This is a genomic window from Polaribacter marinus (genome assembly GCF_022662535.1).
In the GTDB taxonomy this organism is placed as follows: domain Bacteria; phylum Bacteroidota; class Bacteroidia; order Flavobacteriales; family Flavobacteriaceae; genus Polaribacter; species Polaribacter marinus.
Map to the genome: position 1 here is coordinate 1 of NZ_JAKQYM010000001.1, position 23,833 is coordinate 23,833.

The 23,833-nt window shown below is 29.9% G+C and carries 23 protein-coding genes; all 23 read left to right on the forward strand.

What is annotated here, in order from left to right:
* The first annotated feature begins 894 nt into the window (after positions 1-894).
* The 23 genes from MC378_RS00005 (at position 895) to MC378_RS00115 (ending at position 23,552) form a co-directional block, all read left to right on the forward strand.
* On the forward strand, positions 895-1,272 hold the full coding sequence (locus MC378_RS00005) for an HU family DNA-binding protein (protein ID WP_242176645.1): 378 nt from the start codon (positions 895-897) through the stop codon (positions 1,270-1,272).
* 533 nt (positions 1,273-1,805) lie between these two features.
* Positions 1,806-2,780: an SDR family oxidoreductase gene (locus MC378_RS00010; protein ID WP_242176646.1), complete on the forward strand. Its 975-nt coding sequence runs from the start codon at positions 1,806-1,808 to the stop codon at positions 2,778-2,780.
* Positions 2,781-2,824: 44 nt separating this feature from the next.
* The gene (locus MC378_RS00015; RefSeq protein ID WP_242176648.1) at positions 2,825-3,187 is read left to right on the forward strand and encodes a four helix bundle protein; all 363 of its coding nucleotides are present in this window, start codon (positions 2,825-2,827) and stop codon (positions 3,185-3,187) included.
* A gap of 122 nt (positions 3,188-3,309) precedes the next feature.
* Entirely contained in the window at positions 3,310-4,620 is a 1,311-nt protein-coding gene (locus MC378_RS00020; RefSeq protein ID WP_242176650.1) for a nucleotide sugar dehydrogenase, read from the forward strand.
* 3 nt (positions 4,621-4,623) lie between these two features.
* Positions 4,624-5,559: a Gfo/Idh/MocA family oxidoreductase gene (locus MC378_RS00025; protein WP_242176651.1), complete on the forward strand. Its 936-nt coding sequence runs from the start codon at positions 4,624-4,626 to the stop codon at positions 5,557-5,559.
* A 27-nt stretch (positions 5,560-5,586) separates the two neighbouring features.
* Positions 5,587-6,018 (forward strand): adenylyltransferase/cytidyltransferase family protein, encoded by a 432-nt coding sequence (locus tag MC378_RS00030; protein WP_242176652.1) that lies wholly within the window; start codon positions 5,587-5,589, stop codon positions 6,016-6,018.
* A 2-nt stretch (positions 6,019-6,020) separates the two neighbouring features.
* Positions 6,021-7,343 carry a UDP-glucose dehydrogenase family protein gene (locus MC378_RS00035; protein WP_242176653.1) on the forward strand — a complete coding sequence of 441 codons (1,323 nt, stop codon included), beginning with the start codon at positions 6,021-6,023 and terminating at the stop codon, positions 7,341-7,343.
* 48 nt (positions 7,344-7,391) lie between these two features.
* Entirely contained in the window at positions 7,392-8,837 is a 1,446-nt protein-coding gene (locus MC378_RS00040; RefSeq protein WP_242176654.1) for a lipopolysaccharide biosynthesis protein, read from the forward strand.
* Positions 8,838-8,856: 19 nt separating this feature from the next.
* The gene (locus MC378_RS00045) at positions 8,857-9,975 is read left to right on the forward strand and encodes a glycosyltransferase (protein ID WP_242176655.1); all 1,119 of its coding nucleotides are present in this window, start codon (positions 8,857-8,859) and stop codon (positions 9,973-9,975) included.
* A 132-nt stretch (positions 9,976-10,107) separates the two neighbouring features.
* Complete coding sequence (locus MC378_RS00050; protein ID WP_242176656.1) at positions 10,108-11,355, forward strand: glycosyltransferase; 1,248 nt, start codon at positions 10,108-10,110, stop codon at positions 11,353-11,355.
* Positions 11,356-11,412: 57 nt separating this feature from the next.
* Positions 11,413-12,729, forward strand: a complete 1,317-nt coding sequence (locus MC378_RS00055) for an O-antigen polymerase (RefSeq protein WP_242176658.1) — start codon at positions 11,413-11,415, stop codon at positions 12,727-12,729.
* Positions 12,730-12,803: 74 nt separating this feature from the next.
* Positions 12,804-14,003, forward strand: a complete 1,200-nt coding sequence (locus MC378_RS00060; RefSeq protein WP_242176659.1) for a glycosyltransferase — start codon at positions 12,804-12,806, stop codon at positions 14,001-14,003.
* Between the two features lie 3 nt (positions 14,004-14,006).
* Positions 14,007-15,017: a polysaccharide biosynthesis protein gene (locus tag MC378_RS00065; RefSeq protein WP_242176660.1), complete on the forward strand. Its 1,011-nt coding sequence runs from the start codon at positions 14,007-14,009 to the stop codon at positions 15,015-15,017.
* Positions 15,018-15,029: 12 nt separating this feature from the next.
* On the forward strand, positions 15,030-15,455 hold the full coding sequence (locus tag MC378_RS00070; protein WP_242176661.1) for a WxcM-like domain-containing protein: 426 nt from the start codon (positions 15,030-15,032) through the stop codon (positions 15,453-15,455).
* 17 nt (positions 15,456-15,472) lie between these two features.
* The gene (locus MC378_RS00075) at positions 15,473-16,591 is read left to right on the forward strand and encodes a polysaccharide biosynthesis C-terminal domain-containing protein (protein ID WP_242176662.1); all 1,119 of its coding nucleotides are present in this window, start codon (positions 15,473-15,475) and stop codon (positions 16,589-16,591) included.
* 13 nt (positions 16,592-16,604) lie between these two features.
* Positions 16,605-17,738, forward strand: a complete 1,134-nt coding sequence (wecB, locus tag MC378_RS00080) for a non-hydrolyzing UDP-N-acetylglucosamine 2-epimerase (protein WP_242176663.1) — start codon at positions 16,605-16,607, stop codon at positions 17,736-17,738.
* A gap of 14 nt (positions 17,739-17,752) precedes the next feature.
* The gene (locus tag MC378_RS00085) at positions 17,753-18,970 is read left to right on the forward strand and encodes a glycosyltransferase family 4 protein (protein WP_242176665.1); all 1,218 of its coding nucleotides are present in this window, start codon (positions 17,753-17,755) and stop codon (positions 18,968-18,970) included.
* Entirely contained in the window at positions 18,963-19,547 is a 585-nt protein-coding gene (locus MC378_RS00090; RefSeq protein WP_242176666.1) for a sugar transferase, read from the forward strand. The genes MC378_RS00085 and MC378_RS00090 overlap by 8 nt, the downstream gene beginning before the upstream one ends.
* Positions 19,540-20,493, forward strand: coding sequence for a methionyl-tRNA formyltransferase (locus MC378_RS00095; protein WP_242176668.1), 954 nt, complete (start codon positions 19,540-19,542; stop codon positions 20,491-20,493). The genes MC378_RS00090 and MC378_RS00095 overlap by 8 nt, the downstream gene beginning before the upstream one ends.
* Complete coding sequence (locus tag MC378_RS00100; protein WP_242176670.1) at positions 20,483-21,160, forward strand: PIG-L deacetylase family protein; 678 nt, start codon at positions 20,483-20,485, stop codon at positions 21,158-21,160. The genes MC378_RS00095 and MC378_RS00100 overlap by 11 nt, the downstream gene beginning before the upstream one ends.
* A 19-nt stretch (positions 21,161-21,179) precedes the next feature.
* Entirely contained in the window at positions 21,180-21,776 is a 597-nt protein-coding gene (locus MC378_RS00105; protein WP_242176673.1) for a sugar transferase, read from the forward strand.
* Complete coding sequence (locus MC378_RS00110) at positions 21,764-22,408, forward strand: acetyltransferase (protein WP_242176675.1); 645 nt, start codon at positions 21,764-21,766, stop codon at positions 22,406-22,408. The genes MC378_RS00105 and MC378_RS00110 overlap by 13 nt, the downstream gene beginning before the upstream one ends.
* A 10-nt stretch (positions 22,409-22,418) precedes the next feature.
* Complete coding sequence (locus MC378_RS00115) at positions 22,419-23,552, forward strand: DegT/DnrJ/EryC1/StrS family aminotransferase (protein WP_242176677.1); 1,134 nt, start codon at positions 22,419-22,421, stop codon at positions 23,550-23,552.
* Positions 23,553-23,833: the final 281 nt, after the last annotated feature.

A 23,833-nucleotide genomic window follows, 5' to 3' on the forward strand; every position in this document is an offset into this window, starting at 1 on the left:
AAATCATCAAAATTTATATTGCTGTAATTAGATGAAAATTTAACAAAAAACAATAGGTTTTTAACACAGATCATTCCGACAGAGTAAGGAACGAACGACGAGGAATCTTTTTTCAGTTTTAAGTCGTCAGTTATCAGTTGACGACCATAAGCTAATAGCTAAAAACATTTTACGAGAGTCATTCCGACAGAGTGAGGTACGAGCGACGAGGAATCTCCAACAACAAACAACGAACCAAGGCTAGATAAGATTTACCTTCTGAAATCAAACTGTTACTTCTATGGTTTTTGGGAATGGTCCATTAATCCTCTATGACTACCTTATAAAATCATAAAACTTTTTATTAACAATAAGGAAATGCCATTTATAATCAAAACAAATTAAATTTTAGGACAATTTAAGCCGCTTAGCACTATTTTATGTTAAAAAACATCTAAAACCATACTTACACTGTAAAAAACAGCGAAAAACACATTTAAAATGTTAATAAATGGTGAATAAAAAAATGTATTAAGAAGGAAACATGATTGTATCTTTACAAAAAATAAAAAAAAGCCTTAAAGGCTGGCACTTTAAGACCTTTTTTAAAACGGTAACACTTTTAGGAGTGTTTGTTTTGTTTTTAACTACTTCAAAATTACAATACTTCTTAAAGCTTACCAAAAAATAGTGTATAATTTTTAAAGCAGTTTGCCAAACTGCAAGGGTAAGGTATGATTTAAATTTAGTTTATAGGATCTCCGCTAGCTAATTGTTGGTTAGTGTTTTACTGCTCAAAATCGCGAGTGGTTGGGTACGTTGTACAGAGTTTTAAAAGCGTACAAAAGAGATGTGGTACAACTGTCTCTTTGTAAATAAAAGTTGTAATTTTTTTAATTTTAAAAACAAATAAAGATGGTTAAATTAAAACCTATATCGCGTCCAAATCCTCAGGATAGAGCCGCGGACAATAAATTTTATGTACAAGCAATAGCAACCGGTGTTACTGATTTGGAAAGGTTGGCTTATTTGGTATCCAATCAAAGTACGGTTAGAGAGGCCGATTGTTATGCTGTTTTATTATCTTTATTACACAATATTAAAGATGAATTAGAGCAGGGTAAAATCGTAAAGTTAGATAAATTAGGCGCTTTTCAAATAGGAGTTAGTTCACAGGGTGTGGACACTTTAGAAGAGGTTTCTACGAATGCGGTTAAAAAAGCACATATTAATTTTAGACCCGACAAACGTTTGCGTAATATGTTGACAAATGTAGGGTATACATTAGATTAATTTTGTGAAATGATGTTCGATGAGAGCTCTTCTATAATTATGATGTAGAAATAGGGCTCTTATCGAACATTTTTTTTTATTTCTTCAAAAACGAATAAGTACGCAGAATAATGTTAAAGTTGTATGCAAAGATCATGTAGCCTTTTGTAGTAATTTCTTACTAAAAGATCAAAAAAACATAGTTTACTTTTTGCAGATAATTTCTTAACTTTTTACCAAAAATATAGATAGATTTCTCTAAAAGAAAGGATACTTTTAAAATAAGTATCCTTTCTTTTTTTTGTGCTCATACATTTTAGTCTGTTTTCTTTATCAAAAATCACTAAACAACAATGATAATAGCTTTTTGCTTATTGTTTTCAGTACGTTTTTTTGTTGATGATAATTTAAAAATTGACAGTGTTCTCCTTATGTTTTGGTGAAATGAGACGCAAATAATGTCGGTTTGTTTTTAGAATGTGCTAATTTTTGTAGGGTATTCATTGGTCCAATAAAAACCTTTTTTTGTAAGTTTGTAAAAAAAATAAATTGTATTGCAATTATCTGGTAAAAAAATTTTAGTTACTGGTGGGGCAGGTTTTATCGGTTCTAACTTATGTGAAGAATTGATAAATAGAAATAATCAAGTTGTCTGTCTAGATAATTTTGCTACGGGAAAAAGAGAGAATTTAGCAGCTATTATCAACAATCCTAACTTTACTTTACTTGAAGGAGATATTCGAAATCTTGAAGATTGCATGTTGGCAACTAAAGGTGTAGATTATGTGTTGCATGAGGCTGCATTAGGTTCTGTGCCAAGGTCTATAAAAGATCCAATTACTTCTAACGATGTAAATGTCAGTGGTTTTTTAAACATGTTAATGGCTTGTAGAGATAATAAGGTGCAGCGATTTGTGTATGCGGCTAGTTCTTCTACTTATGGTGATTCTGAAGCTTTGCCTAAGGTAGAAGATAATATTGGAAAACCCTTATCACCTTATGCGGTTACTAAATATGTTAACGAGTTGTATGCAGATGTTTTTTCTAAAACTTACGGATTGGAAACCATAGGCTTAAGATACTTTAATGTTTTTGGACGCAAACAAGATCCAAACGGTGCCTACGCTGCAGTAATTCCTAAATTTGTGAGTCAATTAATGAATTTAGAATCACCTACTATTAATGGGGATGGAAATTACTCTAGAGATTTTACTTATATTGATAATGTAATTCAGGCAAATTTATTAAGTTTAGTGGCAGCTAAAAAAGCTGTAAATACTGTGTATAATGTTGCGTACGGAGATCGAAATACTTTAAATAACTTAATGAGTTTTTTAAAGGAATATTTATCTGAATTCAACCCAAAAATTAAAGAAGTCGAAGTGATTCATGGTGAAAATAGATTGGGAGATATCCCACATTCTCATGCCAGTGTTGATAAGGCAAAAGACTTACTGAACTATAACCCGCAGTTTTCTTTGCAAAAAGGATTGAAAGAGGCGGTGAAATGGTATTGGGGGAATTTGTAGAGATTAAGGGATTTGGAAGTGAGGATTAGTTATTAGGTAATTGGATGAAAACGCATAAAGATTTACTGGTTTGGCAAAAGTCAATTGCTTTGGTGACGGAAATCTATAAATTAACGAATGAGTTTCCTAATCATGAAATGTATGGATTGGTAAGTCAATTAAGAAGAGCTGCGATTTCAATACCTTCTAACATAGCAGAAGGAGCTGGTAGAAAATCAGATAAAGACTTTGTTCGGTTTTTGTATATTGCAAGAGCGTCTGCGGCAGAAGTTGAAACTCAGCTAATTATTTCTGAAAATTTGGGTTATCTGCAATCGAATAAAAATAATTTAAAAGAAGAATTGATAGGGATATCTAAAATGCTTACAGCACTGATCAATAAAATTAATAAACGTATAAAAGAATAAAGAATAAAGAATAGAGGAACAAATAGAGATTATTAGGTTGTGGTTAATTCTCATTTCCTAACCCCTAACCCTAATCCCTATTCCCTAATCCCTATTCCCTAATTCCTAATATAAGAATAATTATGAACAAAGAAATAAAAATCGCAATCATCGGACTAGGCTATGTAGGCTTGCCATTAGCAAGATTGTTTGCAACAAAATATTCAGTAGTTGGATTTGATATTAATGTAGAAAGGGTAGCGGAATTAATGTCTGGAAAGGATTCAACATTAGAGGTGTCTGATGAGGTTTTACAGAAAGTATTAGTCCCTAATCCCCAGTCCCTAGTCCCAGCGGCTGAAGCATCCATAAATGGTCTCTATTGTAGTAAAGAAATACAAGATATTGCAGAATGCAACTACTACATTATTACAGTGCCAACACCCGTTGATAAGAATAATAGACCTGTTTTAACCCCTTTGGTAAAAGCGAGTGAAACGGTTGGGAAAGTATTAAAAAAAGGAGATATTGTTATTTATGAATCTACGGTGTATCCTGGGGCAACAGAAGAAGAGTGTATTCCGGTGTTAGAAAGAGTATCTGGATTAAAATTTAATACAGATTTTTATGCAGGCTATTCTCCGGAAAGAATTAACCCAGGTGATAAAGAGCATACGGTAGAAAAAATATTAAAAGTAACTTCGGGATCTACTCCAGAAATTGGGTTAAAAGTAGATGAATTGTATAAATCAGTCATCATAGCAGGCACCCATTTGGCACCCACTATTAAAGTAGCAGAAGCAGCAAAAGTAATTGAAAACTCACAAAGAGATATCAATATTGCCTTTGTCAATGAATTGGCGAAAATTTTTGGATTAATGGGGATCAATACACAGGATGTTTTAGCTGCTGCAGGTACAAAATGGAATTTTTTACCTTTTACACCCGGTTTGGTGGGAGGGCATTGTATTGGGGTAGATCCTTACTATTTAGCACAAAAAGCGCAAGAATATGGGTATCATCCAGAAATTATTTTGGCGGGAAGAAGGATGAATGATAGTATGGGGAAGTACGTAGCTTCGGAAGTAGCAAAATTGATGATTCAGGCAGATATTAATGTAAAAGATTCGGAAATTTTAGTGTTGGGAATTACATTTAAAGAGAATTGTCCGGATGTTAGAAATACAAAGTCTGTAGAGGTTATAAATGAGTTGACGGATTATGGAGCTAAAGTTACAATTTTTGATCCTAATGCAAACCCAAAAGAAGTTAAAAAAGAGTATAATTTAATTTCAGAAAAGATTTTGACAAATCAAAAATTTGATGCTATTGTGTTAACAGTGGCGCATAAAGAGTTTGGAGAATTGAATGTGAAATCGCTTCAAAAAGAAAAAGCGATTGTTTACGATGTGAAGAATTTTCTTCCATCAGAAAAAGTTAATAAATCATTATAGTGTATGAAGAATTTCGCTTTAATAGGAGTTGCAGGTTACATAGCTCCAAGACATTTAAAAGCAATTAAAGATACCAATAACAATCTAATAGCTGCACTTGATAAGTTTGACAGTGTTGGTGTAATGGATGGTTATTTCCCAAAGGCAGACTTTTTTGTAGAGTTTGAAAGATTTGATCGTCATATTGAAAAAATAAAGCGTCAACAAAACATCAATTTAGATTATGTGAGTATTTGTACTCCAAACTACTTGCACGATTCTCATATTAGAATGGCTTTGCGTAGAGGTGCAGATGCTATTTGTGAGAAACCTTTGGTATTAAACCCTTGGAACATAGATGCGTTGGCTGCTATCGAGAAAGAATCTAAAGGAAAGATTCATACAATACTTCAGTTGCGTTTGCATGAATCTATCATAAAACTAAAACAAAAAGTAGATTCTAGTAATAAAAAAGGAAAATACGATATCGATTTAACTTATATTACCTCAAGAGGAAATTGGTATGATATTTCTTGGAAAGGAGATGAAAGTAAATCTGGTGGTATCGCCACCAATATTGGCGTGCATTTTTATGATATGTTGTCTTGGATTTTTGGAGAAGTGCAAGAGAATATAGTGCATTTAAAAGAGAAAGATAAATCTGCGGGTTATTTGGAATTTCAAAATGCAAGAGTACGTTGGTTTTTATCAATAGATGAAAATGATGTACCAGTACGATTAAAAAAGATTGGTCAGAGAACTTATCGCTCAATAACAATTGATGAGGAAGAGTTAGAATTTAGCCAAGGGTTTACGGAGTTGCATACAGATAGTTATAGAGGGATTTTAAAAGGGGAAAGTTTTGGGTTAGAAGATGCAAAACAATCAATTGAAATAGTGCATGGTATTAGGAACCAAGAAGTTATGTTTAAGGGGGAAAAACATCAATTTGTAAAATAAATAAAATGACTATATTTGCTTAAAAAAATGAAAATAGGAATCACTTTCAGTGCATTTGATTTGTTGCATGCTGGGCATATAAAAATGTTAGAAGATGCTAAACGGCAATGCGATTATTTGATCTGTGGACTTCAAACAGATCCAACGCTAGATAGACCAGAAAAGAATAGACCCATCCAGTCTGTCGTTGAAAGATATATTCAGTTAAAAGGATGTAAGTTTGTGGATGAAATTGTCCCTTATGCTACAGAGCAAGATTTAGAAGATGTATTAAGATCTTTTAACATTGATGTTCGTATCATTGGAGATGAGTATGCTAGTAAACAATTTACCGGAAGGCACTATTGTGAAGAAAAAGGGATTGATTTGTATTTTAATAAAAGAGAGCATCGTTTTTCGAGTAGTGGTTTAAGAAAGGAAGTACAAGAGAAAGAAAATTTAAAGATAAAAGATAAATAGTTATGAATATAACTGTAGTTGGATCAGGTTATGTAGGCTTGGTTTCTGGTACTTGTTTTGCAGAAATGGGAAACAAAGTGACTTGTGTAGATATAGATCAAAAGAAAATTCAAAAATTAGAGGAAGGAATCATTCCTATTTTTGAACCAGGATTAGAACAAATGGTTTTAAAAAATGTAAAAAACAAAAATTTATTTTTTACAACCAATTTAGGAAATGCTATTAGTGATGCTGAGATTGTCTTTATTGCGGTGGGAACCCCAATGGGAGATGATGGTTCTGCAGACTTGCAATATGTTTTAGCTGTCGCTAAATCGATAGGTAAGACCATGAAAAAAAGATTGGTGGTTGTGGATAAATCTACCGTGCCAGTTGGAACGGCTGATAAAGTAAAAATTACTATTCAAAAGGAATTAGATGTTAGAGGGGAGGATATTGATTTTGATGTGGTTTCTAATCCTGAATTTTTAAAAGAAGGAGCAGCAATAACTGATTTTATGAAGCCTGATAGGGTTGTGATAGGAGCAGATTCTGAGTATGCTTTTGATAAAATGAAGCAATTGTATTCACCATTTTTTAGAACGCACGATCGTTTTATAACTATGGATATACGTTCTGCAGAAATGACTAAATATGCAGCAAATGCCATGTTAGCAACAAAAATATCCTTTATGAATGAGATTGCTAATATATGTGAAAGAGTTGGTGCTGATGCAAATCAAGTAAGAATAGGTATAGGTTCAGATCAAAGAATTGGCTATAGTTTTATTTATCCCGGTGCAGGATATGGAGGTTCTTGTTTTCCTAAAGATGTAAAAGCTCTAAAGAAGATAGCAGAAGAAAATGGATATAAAGCAAATTTAATAGAGTCTGTAGAGAATGTGAATGATGCTCAAAAATTAGTGATTGCTCATAAAATTGTAAAACGATTTGGAGAAAATTTATCTGGGATGACTTTCGGTTTATGGGGATTGGCTTTTAAACCAGGTACCGATGATATGAGAGAAGCTCCCGCTATTTATGTTGTGAAAGAACTCGTGAAAAGAGGAGCCAAGGTAAAAATGTATGATCCAAAAGCAATGAAAGAAGCAAAAGAATTTTACTTAAAAAATGTTGAGAATATCGAATATTTTAATTCGAAGTATGAGGTTTTAAAAGAAGCAAATGCGTTGATTTTATTAACAGAATGGAAAGAATTTCGTTCTCCTGATTTTGAAGAAATAAAAAACACATTAATTTCACCTATTATTTTTGATGGGAGAAATCAGTATATAGCATATAAATTGGAGGATAAAGGGATTGAGTATTATAGAATAGGTAAATAAGTACAAATATTAAACTTGCAACAAAATTTTTAATTAAGAAATTAATAATTGAATTTATCAGAAAAAATTCTTAGTGGCATACTTTGGAGTTCAATAGAACGATTGAGTGTTCAAATAATTCAGTTTGTAGTTGGTGTTGTTTTAGCACGTATTTTAGACCCTGAAGAATACGGCGTTATGGGCATTTTATTTGTAATAATTGCTTTTTTGCAAGTGTTTGTTGATTCAGGCTTTAGTAAAGCTTTAATACAGAAACAAGACAGAACATTTGTCGATATTTCAACTGTTTTTTTCTTTAACATAGGTGTAAGTATTTTTTGCTATATTTTATTATGGGTAGCTTCCCCTTTTATAGCTGAATTCTATAACAATTTAGAATTAAGTTTATATATTAGGGTTGTTGGTATTTCACTCTTTTTTAATGCTTTAATAGCTATCCCTATAACGATTTTAACAATAGATGTAAATTTTAAATCAATTGGTAGGATTAATTTTATATCTGCTTTAGTAAGTGGTGTTATAGCTATAATAATGGCATATTTAGACTTTGGAATATGGGCGTTAGTTTTTCAAACAATTATTCGTGTAGTAGTAGCTTTGTTAGTTGTTTTTTTCAACGTGAGTTGGCGTCCCGTTTTTATGTTTTCAGCTACATCTTTTAAAAACTTATTTTCTTTTGGGTCGAAATTATTATATTCTTCGCTTTTAAATATGGTCGTAAATAACTTTACGAGTATATTTATTGCAAAACTTTCAAGTGTAAAAGATTTGGGATACTATACTCGAGGTACACAATTTAGTGATGTTGTTTATGGTGTTTTTAGTTCTGTTTTAGATAGTGTGCTTTTGCCAACGTTATCTCAAATACAAAATGAACAAAAAAAATTAGTTAATGTTACAAGGAAAATAATTAAATCTACAGCCATCATAAACATACCATTATTTATGTTACTAATATTGTTGGCGGAGCCGTTAATAAAAACCTTATTAACTGATAAATGGATAATGGCTGTGCCAATAATGCAAATTATGTGTATTGCTAGAATGATTACAATTATTTCAGGAATAAATATAAATGTATTATATGCAATTGGTAGAGCTGATTTAGCATTAAAGCAGCAGTATGTAAAAATACTTGTAAGGGTGGTTCTTGTATCTATATCTCTTAAATACGGTATAATCTTTATTGCATTTGCTGAATTGACATCTACAATGATACATTTTTTTATAAATACATATTACCCCGGAAAATTATTGAAATATGGTCCATTTGATCAAATTAAGGACTTACTACCTATTGTTTTTGCTAGTTTAATAATGATGTTTGGAGTCTTTGTTGCTATTTATTTTATTGAAAACAATATAATAAAGTTAGTTTTAGCTATTTTTACGGCTTTGCCACTTTATTTTATTTTTATTTACCTATTTAAAGTACAAGAATTTATCACATTTTACACTAAGCTAAAAATTAGTTTAATTCGTTACAAAAGATAATTTAATTATAAAAATGTATATGGGAAAAAAAAATGAAATTTGTTGTATTTTTAACATAGCATCTCACTATAGAGAGCCTATATATAAGCTAATGGATGAGGAGCTTAAATGTGATTTTTATTTTGGAGATAAAGTAAGTACATTAATAAAGTTAATGGATACTTCTACTCTAAAGGGATATAAAAAAACAGTTAAAAACAAAAAAATAATTTTCAAAAAATTTGTTTGGCAAGTAGGAGTTGTAAAATTAGCTTTTAAAAAATACAAATTTTTTATACTTACAGGTGATACAAATATATTATCCAATTGGTTAATTTCTTTGTTCTGTTTGATTTTAAATAAAAAAGTATATTTATGGATGCATGGTTTGGTAAGAGAGCTTTCTTGGAAAGAAAAACTATTAACTTATCCACAATACTTTATGGCAAATAAATTTTTACTGTATGGTGAAACAGCCAAAAGAAATATGATAAAAAAAGGCTTTAATGAGAAAAAAATGATTTGTATTTACAATTCATTAGATTATGTAAAACAACTAAAAATAAGATCTGATTTAAAGTTATCTAATGTCTATAAAGATTACTTCAAAAATGATTATCCAGTTTTAATTTATATAGGTCGTATACAACTTTTAAAAAAGATTGATATGATTATTGATGCTATGGGTATCCTTAAAAGTGTAGGACATTATTGTAATTTAATAATTATTGGGGATGATAATGAAAATGTATTTATTGATAAAATTATTAAGAAAAATAACTTACAAAATTATGTTTGGTTGTATGGTAGTTGCTATAAAGAGGAACTAATTGGTAATTTAATATTTAATGCAGATGTATGTGTTTCTCCTGGTAATGTTGGTTTAACAGCAATGCATAGCTTAGTTTATGGTACACCAGTAATCACGCATGATAATATATCTTATCAAATGCCAGAATTTGAGGCAATTGAACCAGGCTTAACTGGGGATTTCTTTGAAGAAGATAATTTAGAGGATTTATGCCAAAAAATAAAGGTTTGGACATCAATTAAAGAACAAAAAAGACAAGGCGTTAGAGAGTCTTGTTATACTGTTATAGAAAAAAAATATAACCCTATGGTACAAATAAAAATTTTAAAAAATTTATTTAATATTTAATTTTATAAGTAAAAATTTAGTGAATAATATTGTTTTACAATTTGTAGAATAAACATTTATTTTGAGGTTTTTTAATTTAAAAAGAGTTTTATAATTACCACTTTTTCCATTAGGTGTAATAACAATTAATATATGAAAAAATCAATAAAGGTATTATGGTTTTGTAATGTTAAGTTTTCAAACTCTAAATCTGTAGCAACTGGCAGTTGGCTATACTCAATGTCAGAAGCACTTATTGAGACAGGTGAAGTCGAGCTATTTAATATTACTGAAGGTTCAGTTGATAAAGTGGTTAGAGATGATTATGGGGTTTTAAAACAATGGGTTTTACCAAACAATAGCATTAAGAAGAATGGGCTACCTAGCACCAAAATTGTTTTAGAAATTCAATTAATAATAAAAGATATCAAACCAGATATTATACATATTTGGGGCACAGAAAATTATTGGGGATTATTGTATGCTCGCGGCTTTATTAAAGGGAATGTATTACTTGAAATACAAGGTTTAAAGTATGCTTATGCTAAATATTTCTATGCAGGCATGTCTCTATTAGATATTATTAGATGTTTTCGTTTAAAGGAATTTATAAAACCTACTAGCTCTTTAATTGGTTCAAAATTAAGGTTTAAAAAATGGGGAAAATTTGAGAAGGAAATGATTTTGAAATGTGGTTATATATCTACGCAGTCTGATTGGGTTAGAACTTATGTGAGCAATATAAATGGTAAAGCAAAATTAATTAAAACAGAATTACCATTAAGAAATGAGTTTCTACAAGCTAATAAGTGGGAGGTAGATAAATGTTGTCCATTACAAATTTTTACTTCAACTTCAGGTACATCACTTTCGTATAAAGGGTTACATATTCTATTAGATGCATTAACTATTTTAAAAAAGCGATATCCAAAAATAAACTTACATATAGCAGGAAGTATAGTGTCAGGGATAAGAATGGATGGATATTCTAAGTGGCTTAAAGATAAAATTAGTAAAAATGATTTAGCAAATAATATAACATGGCTAGGTTCATTAAGTGCTAATGATATTGTTTTTCAAATGCATAGAGCAAATGTGGTTGTCGTCCCCTCCTTTATAGAAACATATTGTTTAGCTTTAGATGAAGCTCTTACTGTTGGTGTTCCAACAGTAGTGTCGTTTTCTGGAGCAATGCCAGAACTTGCTAAACATGAAGAAAGTGCTTTGTTTTATCCTTCAGGAGATATAGAAATGTGTGCAAACTTTATTGAAAGGTTAATGAATGATAAAAACTTATCGATGAAAATTTCTAAAAATGCGTACAAAAGTAAAGTGAATAAAAATAATACTGATATAGCTGTTAAACAATTAAAATCATACAAAACTATACTTAGTAATTAGATTGAAATATGAAGAAATTAAATGAAGACATTATTTAAACAATAGAAATTAGTATTTATGCAGTATTTAGTAATCATTATATTCTCTATATTTATTTTGTTGGTTAATTTATTTATTAAAAATAAAATTAAGAGGGTATATGTGTATATATTTCTACTTATTTGGTTTGTAGTTTTAATAATGTCTTCATTTAATTTATACGGTTTATATGAAGTTTCTGTTAAAATATATTACTTAATTTTTTTCTCAATTTTTTGTTTTTTATTAGGTGTGTTTTTATCTAATAAAGGTTTGGAGAAAAAGAAACTTTTGGATGATAAAATAAAAAAATCTAAGAAGGAAGTCATTTTTAATATTACCTCTTTCATTAATAAGCTTAATAAAAATATTTTTATTAAGCTTATTATGTTATTAAACTTAATTTTTATTTTTAGATATTATTCTATATATCAAAAAGCGTTAGTTGTTCTTGGTTCGTCCGAAGCTAGAAGATTAAGATTCTTTTCTGGAGAGCTTTTTAGTTCAACTCTAGAAATATATTTCTATAATTACTATTTTGAAACTATTGCTATACTTTCTGTTTTATACATTTCTTTTGTATTTGTTTTCTCTAGGTTTACTTTGCTAGCTTTTATCAATTTATTATATGTGTATTTTTTCGCAAACATTGGGGCAGGACGATTTTTATTAATTGAGATATCTTTTTATGTAATAGTTATTTCTATAATTAAAAGAATGTACTTTGGAGTTAAGTCAACTTTTATAAAGAAAGGTGCTTTTTCATTTATATTTCTATGTTTATATTTAATAGCAATTTACTTTCAAAATATTAGAAGGGGTATTTATGAATATAATATAAATACTATTTTAGAAGGTAATGAAAGGCTTTTGGAACATGCAGTTATATATAATATTGGTCCGTTAAGGGCTCTTGAACAAGGGGTTAACAGCTTTAACGCAACGCAAAATTATAAATTTTTTAGATTGTATTTTGGAGGTTTAGATGAATTTATAACAGTTTTTTTAAATTACATTGGTTTTAAAGTAACTTCAGCAAATTTAGAGGTAGGTGAAGTTCTTTTTAATGAAATATCTATAGGTGTTAATCAAAACTTTAATGCATTATATACAAATATATTTTATATGTATGCGGATTTTAATTTATTGGGTGTTTTCGTTTGTTCAATTTTTAATGGAATTGTTTTTAGTTATTTTTTTAAAAGGTTTTATGTTTATCCTACAATGATAAATATTATTATATTTGCTTTTTTTACTGTAACTTTATATTTATCTAATATGAATTGGTCGTTTACAACTCCAAGTAGTTGGATATTTATTTTTATGTGTTTTTATTTTTCAATAAAAAATAAGTAAATAATTTTTTTAAAGAGTATGCTTTTTTTTTGGTTTATGAGTGTGATATGGATAGGAAATAATTATTGTTAGTTATGAGTATTAGTAGGGTTGTGTTTTTAGGAGGTTTTTTTCCTGATTCAAAAAGAAAAGAAATTGAAGTAAACAGTAAAGGTGTAATTCAATATGCAGCTGATGCATTGCAACAAGCGATTGTAAAAGGTATGTTAGTTAATAGTAATAATGTTGTAATTGTGAATAGTGTATATATTGGATCTTATCCCAAAAAATATAAAAAAAGTAAGATTTCCTCTTATTCATTTTTAATAAATGAAGATATTGAAGGATTTAATGTTGGCTTTTTAAACTTACCTTTATATAAATTTTATTCGCGTTACATTAATGTGAAAAAATACTTAACAAAAATAACAAAGAAAAATGATGTTATTATAATTTATGCGATTCACACTTCTTTTTTGAAAGCAGCTGTTGATTTAAAATCAACTTATCCTTCTTTAAAAATCTGCTTAATTGTGCCAGACTTGCCTTCATTTATGGGAGGAGGTAATAATTTTTTTGAAAGGATTTTAAAAAAAGTGCAAGAAAGTATTCAAAAAAAGTTATTAAATGAAGTTGATGCATTTGTTCTTTTGTCAGATCATATGTATAGGCCTTTAAAGGTTAATAATAGACCATGGGTAAGGGTTGAGGGGGTGTTCAATAATGAGGACTTAATAATAGAACAGAAAAAAGAAAAACTTAAAACTATTCTATATTCTGGTACCCTAGCAAAAAGATATGGAATTATGAACTTATTGGAAGCTTTTTCAATGATAGCAGACGAAAACTATAGATTGTGGATTTGTGGAGACGGAGATACCAAAAGAGAACTAGAAAAGATATCAACAGCTGATAAAAGAATTTGTTATCTTGGTCAAGTTGAAAGAGAACAAGTTTTAAAGTTACAAAAGCGTGCTACAGTTTTAGTAAACCCTAGAGACTCAAAGGGTGAGTTTACAAAATATTCATTTCCATCAAAAACTATGGAGTATTTAGCTTCAGGGACACCTTCAATAATTTACAAATTAGAGGGTATACCTGAAGAGTATTTTAATTATTGTTTTGTTGTAGAAAATGAAACTCCTTTCAGTTTATCCCAAACAATTACTTTAGTTTGTGAAAAAACAGAAGATGAATTAAAGGAGTATGGGGATAAAGCAAAGCAGTTTATTTTGACTAATAAAACATCAGAAAAACAGGCAAAGAAGATTTATAATATGTTAAATAAACTTTAATTCATGAAAATAGAAAATAAAACACTATTAATTACTGGAGGAACTGGCTCCTTCGGAAACGCAGTTTTAAATCGATTTTTAAACACCAATCATTTTAAAGAAATTCGTATTTTTTCTAGAGATGAAAAGAAACAAGATGATATGCGTAATCAATTAAAAAACGAAAAATTAAAGTTTTATATTGGTGATGTACGAGATTATGCTAGTGTAGAAAGAGCAATGCGTGGTGTAGATTATGTATTCCATGCGGCAGCATTAAAGCAAGTACCTTCATGCGAGTTTTTTCCAATAGAAGCAACTAAAACAAATGTTTTTGGAACACAAAATGTAATTGATGCAGCAGATCTAAATAAGGTAAAAAAAGTTATTTGTTTAAGTACTGATAAAGCAGCGTATCCAATTAATGCTATGGGGATTTCTAAAGCTTTAATGGAAAAAGTAGCGGTTGCTGCTGCAAGAAATTGTACAAACACAACAGTTTGTTTAACAAGATATGGTAATGTAATGGCTTCTAGAGGATCTGTAATTCCATTGTTTTTAAATCAAATTAAAAACGGAGATACCATAACAGTTACAGATCCTAAAATGACCCGTTTTTTAATGTCGTTAGAGGAAGCTGTAGAATTGGTATTGTTTGCTTTTGAACATGGTAACCAAGGAGATCTTTTTGTAAATAAAGCGCCTGCTGGTACAATTGGAGATTTGGCACAGGCATTAAAAGAAATCTGTGATGCCAAGAATGAAATAAAAATAATAGGCACAAGACACGGAGAAAAATTGTACGAAACTTTATGTACGCGTGAAGAAATGGTGAAAGCTGAAGATATGGGAGAATTTTATCGAATTCCGGCGGATAATAGAAACTTAAATTATGCACAGTATTTCTCTAAAGGAGGTGAAGACGTATCTGTCGTGGAAGATTATCATTCTCACAATACAGAGCAACAAGGTGTTGAAGGAATGAAAAAACTATTATTACAATTACCTATCGTAAAGGAAGCTGTAGCATCTTAATTGATAAGCGTAATGAAAAAAAAGCCAATACTGATAAGCGGAAATGTCTATAATGATGATAGAGGAAGCTTATTTTATAATAATGATTTTGATGCAAGTATTATAAAAAGAATCTATTTTATTGAAAATGCCACTACATTAATTAATAGGGGGTGGCAAGGACATAAAATAGAACAGCGTTGGTTTAGTTCGGTTACAGGTAGTTTTAAAATTTCTATACTAGAAATTGACAATTGGGAGAAGCCAAGTAAAGATTTAATACCAAAAGAATTTATATTAAATTCTAGTACTTTAGATATATTGCATATTCCAAAAGGTTATATTACTTCTATAAAAGCACTAAAAGAAGAATCAAAATTATTAGTTTTGGCAGATTATTTATTAGGGGAGATCAAAGACGAATATAAATTTCCTCAAAACTATTTTGAGCATCTATAAATTAAAATTGAAAAAAAATGTTAAAGATTGGAATTACAGGACAAGAGGGGTTTGTTGGAACTCATTTATACAATACGTTAAATTTATTTCCCGAAGAATATTGTTGTATAGATTATAACATTAGCTATTTTAGTAATGATACACAATTAGATGACTTTGTATCAAAGTGTGATGTTATTGTTCATTTAGCAGCTATGAACCGTCATAACGATCCTGATGTAATTTACAATACAAATATTCAATTAGTAGAAAAATTAATAGCATCTTTAGAGCGTAGTAAAAGTACGGCACATGTTTTGTTTTCATCATCAAGTCAAGAAGAAAGAGACAATCCTTATGGTAGATCAAAAAAAGAAGGGCGAAAATTATTAGAAAAATGGGCTTCTAAAAACGGAGGGAGCATTACTGGGCTTATTATTCCAAATGTATTTGGTCCTTTTGGCCACCCTAATTACAACTCTGTGGTTGCCACTTTTTCTCATCAAATTTCACATGGAGAAACTCCTGAAATTGAAGTTGATGGTGAGTTAAAGTTAATTTATGTTGGTGAATTAGTTTTAAAAATTATAGAAAAAGCGAAAGAGCAAAAGAATGAATCGCTTTATCATGTTCCACATACAGCAACAGCTAAAGTATCAGAGATATTAAATTTATTAAAAAAATATAAAGAAGAATATCAAGATAGAGGAGAAATACCAACTATCAAAACTTCTTTTGAGCTGAATTTATTTAATACGTATCGTTGTTATATGGATATCAAAAATCATTTTCCTGTAAAATTTACTCAACATACAGATTCTAGAGGAAGTTTTGTAGAAATTATACGTTTAGGGGTGGGAGGTCAAGTTTCTTTTTCTACGACAGTACCAGGAATTACAAGAGGGAATCATTATCATACACGTAAAATAGAACGTTTTGCTGTTATTAAAGGGAGAGCATTAATACAATTGAGAAAAATTGGTACAGATGAGGTGTTAGATTTTTATTTGGATGGTGATGAGCCAGCTTATGTTGATATGCCTATTTGGTACACCCACAATATAAAAAATATAGGAGATGAAATTTTATATACAAATTTTTGGATAAACGAACTTTATAACGCAGAAGATGCGGATACTTTTTTTGAAGAAGTTTAAAAAATAAAATATTATGAAAAAATTAAAAGTTGTTACAGTTGTTGGTACACGACCAGAAATTATAAGACTTTCTAGAGTATTGCTAAAATTAGATGAAACAGAAAGCATTGAGCATATTTTAGTGCATACTGGTCAAAATTATGATTATGAATTAAATGAAGTTTTTTTTAAAGATTTAGGGTTGAGAAAACCTGATTATTTTTTAAATGCAGCGGGCGGAAATGCAACAACAACTGCAGGCCAGATTTTAATTAATATCGACCCAGTTTTAGAGGAGACTCAACCTGATGCGTTTTTAGTATTAGGAGATACGAATTCTTGTTTGTGTGCTATCGCTGCTAAAAAACGAAAAATCCCCATTTTTCACATGGAGGCGGGAAATCGATGTTTTGATCAAAGAGTTCCTGAAGAAACGAATCGAAAAATTGTAGATCATATTTCAGATATCAATTTAACCTATAGTGATATTGCTAGAGAATACTTATTGAGAGAAGGGTTATCAGCGGATAGAATTATTAAGACAGGGTCTCCAATCTTTGAAGTTGTCACAGCATATGAAGATAAAATTGAAGCTTCAAATGTTTTACAAGAATTAAATTTACAAAAAGGGAAGTATTTCCTTGTTTCTGCGCATCGAGAAGAAAACATTAATTCAGATAACTTTCTTAAATTAGTTGAATCTTTAAATACGATTGCTGAAAAATATAAATTGCCTATTATTGTTTCTACACACCCGCGTACTAGAAATAAAATTAATGAAACTGGTGTTGCATTTAATTCATTAATTCAATTAATGAAGCCACTAGGTTTTCATGATTATAATAATTTACAAAAGAATGCCAAGGCAGTTTTATCAGATAGTGGTACTATTTCAGAAGAATCTTCTATTATGAATTTCCCTGCCTTAAATATTAGAGAGGCACATGAGCGACCTGAAGCAATGGAAGAAGCTTCTGTTATGATGGTAGGGCTAAATCCAGAGCGTATTATGCAAGGTTTAGTACTTTTAGATTCCCAAAGTAGTGGCGAAGATAGATTGCTAAGATTAGTTAGTGATTACTCTATGCCAAACGTAAGTGATAAGGTAGTGAGAATAATTATTTCGTATACTGATTATATTAATAGAGTTGTTTGGAGTAAAAAATAAATTAAAAGATATTTATGAAAATTTTATTTTTAACTTTAATTGATATTAACTCCATAAACGAAAGAGGTCTTTATCAAGATTTACTTAGAGAGTTTTCAAAAAATAAACATTCACTCTACATTGTGTCTCCAACTGAAAGACGGAAAAAGAAAAAAACATACCTTATAAAAGATGCGTTTTCTACCATTTTAAAGGTAAAGACATTAAACATCCAAAAAGCAAACCTAATAGAAAAGGGAATAGGTACTTTTGCTATAGAACATCAATATCTTTCCGCAATTAAAAAGAATTTTAAGGATATTTGTTTTGATTTGGTTTTGTATTCTACTCCACCAATAACTTTTACTAAGGTTATACAGTATATTAAAAATAGAGATAATACTTATAGTTATTTGTTATTAAAAGATATTTTTCCTCAAAACGCTGTTGATTTAGGCATGTTGAATAAAGGAAATTTGTTGTATAAATTTTTCAGAAAAAAAGAAAAAAAATTATATGAAGTATCGGATGCAATTGGATGTATGTCTCAAGCAAACGTAAAGTATATTAAAGATCACAATCCAAATTTGGATACCACAAAAATAGAAGAAAACCCTAATACAATTGACCCAGTTGGATTTAACCTAAATAAAAAACAAAGAATTTCTATTAGGAAAAAATATAATTTACCAACAAATAACAGGATATTTGTTTACGGTGGAAATTTAGGGAAACCTCAAGGACTAGATTTTTTATTGCAAACAATTGAAAAGAATAAGCATCCGAACGTTTTCTTTTTAATTGTTGGAAATGGGACAGAGTATAATAGAATGAATAAATGGTTTATACAGAATAAGCCAAATAATGCAAAATTATTAAATAGTTTGCCAAAGGGTGAATATGATTTACTATTATCAAGTTGTGATGTTGGGCTTATTTTTTTAAATAAATATTTTTCGATTCCAAATTTCCCTTCCCGACTGCTTTCTTATTTAGAAATGAAAATGCCGGTTATAGCTGCTACCGATAAAAATACAGATATTGGAGATATAATTGAAAATGCAAATTGTGGCTTAAAAGTAATTTCCGGAAATCATAAGCTAATGCAACAAGCTATTGATCTTTTTGCAAATAAAGAATCGCTGGAAGATTTAAATAATAATTCATATAAATTGCTTCAAGAAAAATATAAAGTAGAAATATCATATTCCTTAATCATTAATAAAATTAATAATAATCAAGTTTATGTATAAACTTTTTTTTAAAAGATTTTTCGACCTATTCTTTTCGTTAATTATTTGTTTAGTATTAACTCCAATATTTTTATTTATTTATATTGTTGTAAAATTAGATTCAAAAGGAAACTTTTTTTTCTTTCAAGAAAGATTGGGTAAAAACGGAAAACTTTTTAAGGTATTTAAAATTAGAACGATGACAGATAAGCCTAGAGAAACAACACAAGAAATCTTCAAAGGAAATGCTGAGGTAACTAAAGTTGGTGCTGTTTTAAGAAGATTAAAAATAGACGAATTACCGCAATTTATAAACATTTTAAAAGGAGATATGTCATTTGTAGGGCCAAGACCTTGTTTACCTTCACTTCAAGAGAAATTTGATGAAAATGCTTTGAAAAGAATGCTAGTACGTCCAGGATTAACAGGGCTTGCACAAACTAATGGGAATATATACTTAACTTGGGAAGAACGTTGGAAATATGATCGGTATTATGTTGAAAACATTAGTTTTTTATTAGACGTTCAAATTTTTATAAAAACGATACAGATTGTTTTTAAGGGGGAAGAATCATTTTTAAAAAAGCCAAATGTATAAAATACTTGTTATAGGAGCTGTTCAAACAACAGCCATAACGATTGAAATGTTAACTAAGCATAAGTTTAATATTGTTGGAATTTTAGGGCATGAGCCTAATAATATAGAAAGAGTTTCTGGTTGGTCAGATTTAAGAACTATTGCAAACACTAATAATTTAGATTATTTAGGATTTAAAAAAATTAACGATAATGAATGTGTTAATTGGGCAGTAGAAAAAAAACCAGATATTATTTTTGCGGTAGGTTTTTCACAGTTATTATATAATGTATGGTTACAAATGCCAAAATTAGGATGTGTTGGTTTTCATCCAACAAGACTTCCTGAAGGTCGGGGTAGGGCACCATTGGCATGGATAACACTAGAAAAAAAGAAAGGAGCTGCAAGTTTTTTTTTAATGGGAGAAGGAGCTGATGATGGGCCCATATTTACACAATCATTCTTTGATGTAGAAGAGAATGATGATGCAAGTAAAATAGAAAAGAAAATTGGGGAACACATAAAAATTGCATTAGACAATTGGCTTCCAGAACTTAAAAATGGAAATTGGAATCCTATTCCTCAAAATCATAGTTTAGCAAGTTGGTATGGTAAAAGAGGTCCTGAAGATGGTTGGCTAAATTGGGGTGATTCAGCTAAGAATCTTAATAGACTTATTAAAGCCAGTTCAAAACCGCACCCTGGAGCATATACATATTTTAATGATTCAAAGGTAGTTATTTGGAAATCACAAATTGAAAATTCTATTGCTATCAAAGGTGTAGTTGGACGTGTATTACTTATAAATGAAGATAAAGGATATTTGATTCAATGTGGTGATGGACTACTTTGGTTATATGATCTAGAATTTGAATTTGACAACACTTTAAAGGTTGGAGACAAATTAGGCTATAATATAGAAGACGAGATTTACAAGTTTAAAAAGAAATTGAAAAATGAAAAATAAAATTTTAGTAATCGCACCTCATGCAGATGATGAAATTATTGGTTGTGGTGGCACAATAGCTAAAGCTATAAGTAATGGCAGTGAAGTTTTTGTTGTAATTGCAACTAATGCAAGTATAGGTGCTCCTGAGTTATTTGATGAAAAAGCTATTGATATTGTTAGGCAAGAAGCATTAGCTGCCCATAATTTTTTAGGGATTAAAAAAACTTTCTTTCTAGACTTTCCGGCACCTGCATTAAATGCTTTCCCAGAATACAAGATTTCTATAGAGTTATCTAAAATTATTAATAAATTGAAACCTAATATATTGTATTTACCGCACCCTGGAGATTTGCATCAGGATCATAAAGCAATTTATAGAGCAAGTTTAGTTGCTTCAAGACCTCAAGGGGAATATTCTATAAAAGAAATATACTGTTATGAGACACTTTCAGAAACAGAATGGGCACCTCGTCAGGAAAAGGCATTTGTACCAAATATGTTTAACGACGTAACTGATTTTTTTGAAGAAAAGTTAACAGCAATGAAATTCTTTAAATCTCAAATTAAAGAATTTCCTCATACACGTTCAACAGAAACTTTTGAAGCATTGGCTAAATACAGAGGAGCAACAGTTGGGGTTAAAAGAGCTGAAAGTTTTATTGTTGAAAGAATAATTAAAAATTAAATTTTTTCTAGCTTAATAAATGATAAAAAAACGTGTTTTTGATATAATATTTTCTTTTACGTTATTAATTATTTTGATTGTACCAATGTTTATTATTTGGATAATTACTAGTATTTGTTTTATGTCAAATGGATTGTTTTTTCAAACACGAGTAGGTCAATATGGTATGTTTTTCACAATTTATAAATATAAAACCTTATACAAGGATAGGAAAAGGATTTCAAAATGGGGTTTGTTTTTACGTAAAACAAAATGTGATGAGTTACCGCAGCTAATAAATATCATTAAAGGAGATATGAGTTTTGTTGGTCCAAGACCAGATTTACCAGGTCTTTATGATACTTTAAAAGAAAAAAATAGAGTATTATTAAAACTAAAGCCAGGACTAACATCAGAAACAACTTTGAAGTATTTTGAGGAAGAGAAAATTTTACAAATGCAAAATAATCCTCAGAGATATAATAATGAAGTTATTTTTCAAGATAAAGTTAAAATGAATTTAAATTATTACTACAATAGAAATTTTTTGGTAGATTTGAAGATTATTTTAAAAACAATAATCAAAATATTAGAAAAAAATTTTGATTTTAAAAACAATTTAAAATGGAAAAAATAGCAATAATTGGTGCAGGTGGTTTTGGGAGAGAAGTTAGGGTTTTAATTGAGCAAATAAATAATATTGAAAAAAAATATGAAATTATAGGTTTTTTTGATGATGCTTTTGAGAAAGGAGAAAAAATAAATGACTTACCAGTTTTAGGTGATGTCTCTTCATTAAATAGTATTAATTATAATTTAAATGTTGTATTAGGGGTTGCAGAACCAATGATTAAAAAGAAAATTATAAATAAAATTAAAAATGATTTTATTTTATTCCCTACATTAAAGCACCCTTCAGCTATAGTGCCAGAAGTTGATGTAGTTATTGGGCAAGGGAGTATTATATGTGCGGGATGTATTATTACTTGTAATATTAAATTAAAGGAATTTATTACATTAAATTTAAGTTGTACAGTTGGTCATGATACAATAATTGAAGATTTTTGCTCATTTATGCCAACAGTTAATATTTCCGGAGAAGTAGTTATTGAAAAAGGTGTATACATTGGCACTGGTGCAAAGGTAATTAATCAATTAAAAATTGGTGAAAATACAATTGTGGGAGCAGGTGCTGTTGTTGCTAAATCTTTACCCGCTAATTGTACAGCTGTAGGTATACCAGCTAAACCCATTAAGTTTCATCATTAAATTTATTGTCTTGAATAACAAAATATGGCTCTCATCTCCTCATATGGGAGGAACGGAGCAAAAATACGTACAAGAAGCATTTGACACCAATTGGGTAGCTCCATTAGGACCCAACGTAAATGGTTTTGAAAAAGATTTAGAAAATTATATCAAGGAAGAATCTAAAGTAGCATGTTTAGCTTCTGGTACAGCAGCAATACATTTGGCTTTGATTTTGTCAGGTGTCAAACTAAATGAAGAGGTGATTTGTCAATCTATGACATTTTCAGCATCTGCCAATCCCATCACTTATCTAGGAGCCAAACCTATTTTTGTTGATAGTGAATTAGATACTTGGAATATCTGTCCTATCCATTTAGAAGATGCCATTAAAGGGAGTATTGAAAAAGGGAAAAAACCGAAAGCGATGATTGTTGTGCATTTATACGGAATGCCTGCAAAAATGGACGCTATAGTTGCCATTGCAAAGAAATATGAAATCATTTTAATAGAGGATGCGGCAGAAGCTTTAGGAGCAACCTATAGAGGGAAAAACTGTGGTACCTTTGGTGATTTTGGGATTTTATCTTTCAATGGAAATAAAATTATTACAACCTCTGGAGGAGGTGCCTTGGTTTGTAAAACCGATGCTATGAAACAAAAAGCAATTTTTTTAGCAACACAGGCTAGAGATAATGCGCCGCATTACCAACATTCAGAAATTGGATACAATTATAGAATGAGCAATATTGTTGCAGGTATTGGTAGGGGGCAAATGGAAGTTTTAGATCAACATGTAGCACTTCGTAGAAAAAACAATCAGTTTTATAGAAATCTTTTTAAAGATGTAAAAGGCGTTACTGTTTTTGCAGAGCCAACCGCAGACTTTTATTCGAATCATTGGTTGAGTTGTGTTGTTATTGATGCTGAAATTACAGGGTTTACTAGAGAAGACCTTAGACTACAATTAGAAAAGGAGAACATAGAGGCACGTCCATTATGGAAACCCATGCACTTGCAACCTGTTTTTAAGAATTGTGAATATTATGGGGCTAAAGAAGCAGAAACATTATTTGAAAAAGGATTGTGCTTGCCTTCAGGATCTAATTTAACCGATGAGGATAGAAGTAGAATTGCTGAGGCCATCATGAAATTGGTAAAATAATCACCTTACGAAGGATTTATTACCAATGAATCTTTCTATCGTCATTACGAGGAGGTACGACGAAGTAATCTTTTTTGTAGGAATATCAATCTTTTTTAGGAAGTGGTCCTGTCAAAAGAAATAAAGAGCGAAGACACGGAAGTGCGACACGTAGTGTAACGCATGAAGTGTTGAAAGTGAATGTTCTGCAAGAATTTCCTATGACAGGAATTGATTTTTGTAACTTTTTATCAAGAAAAAGTTAAGGAAAAATTTACTATTATTATCGGGAGGAGGTAACT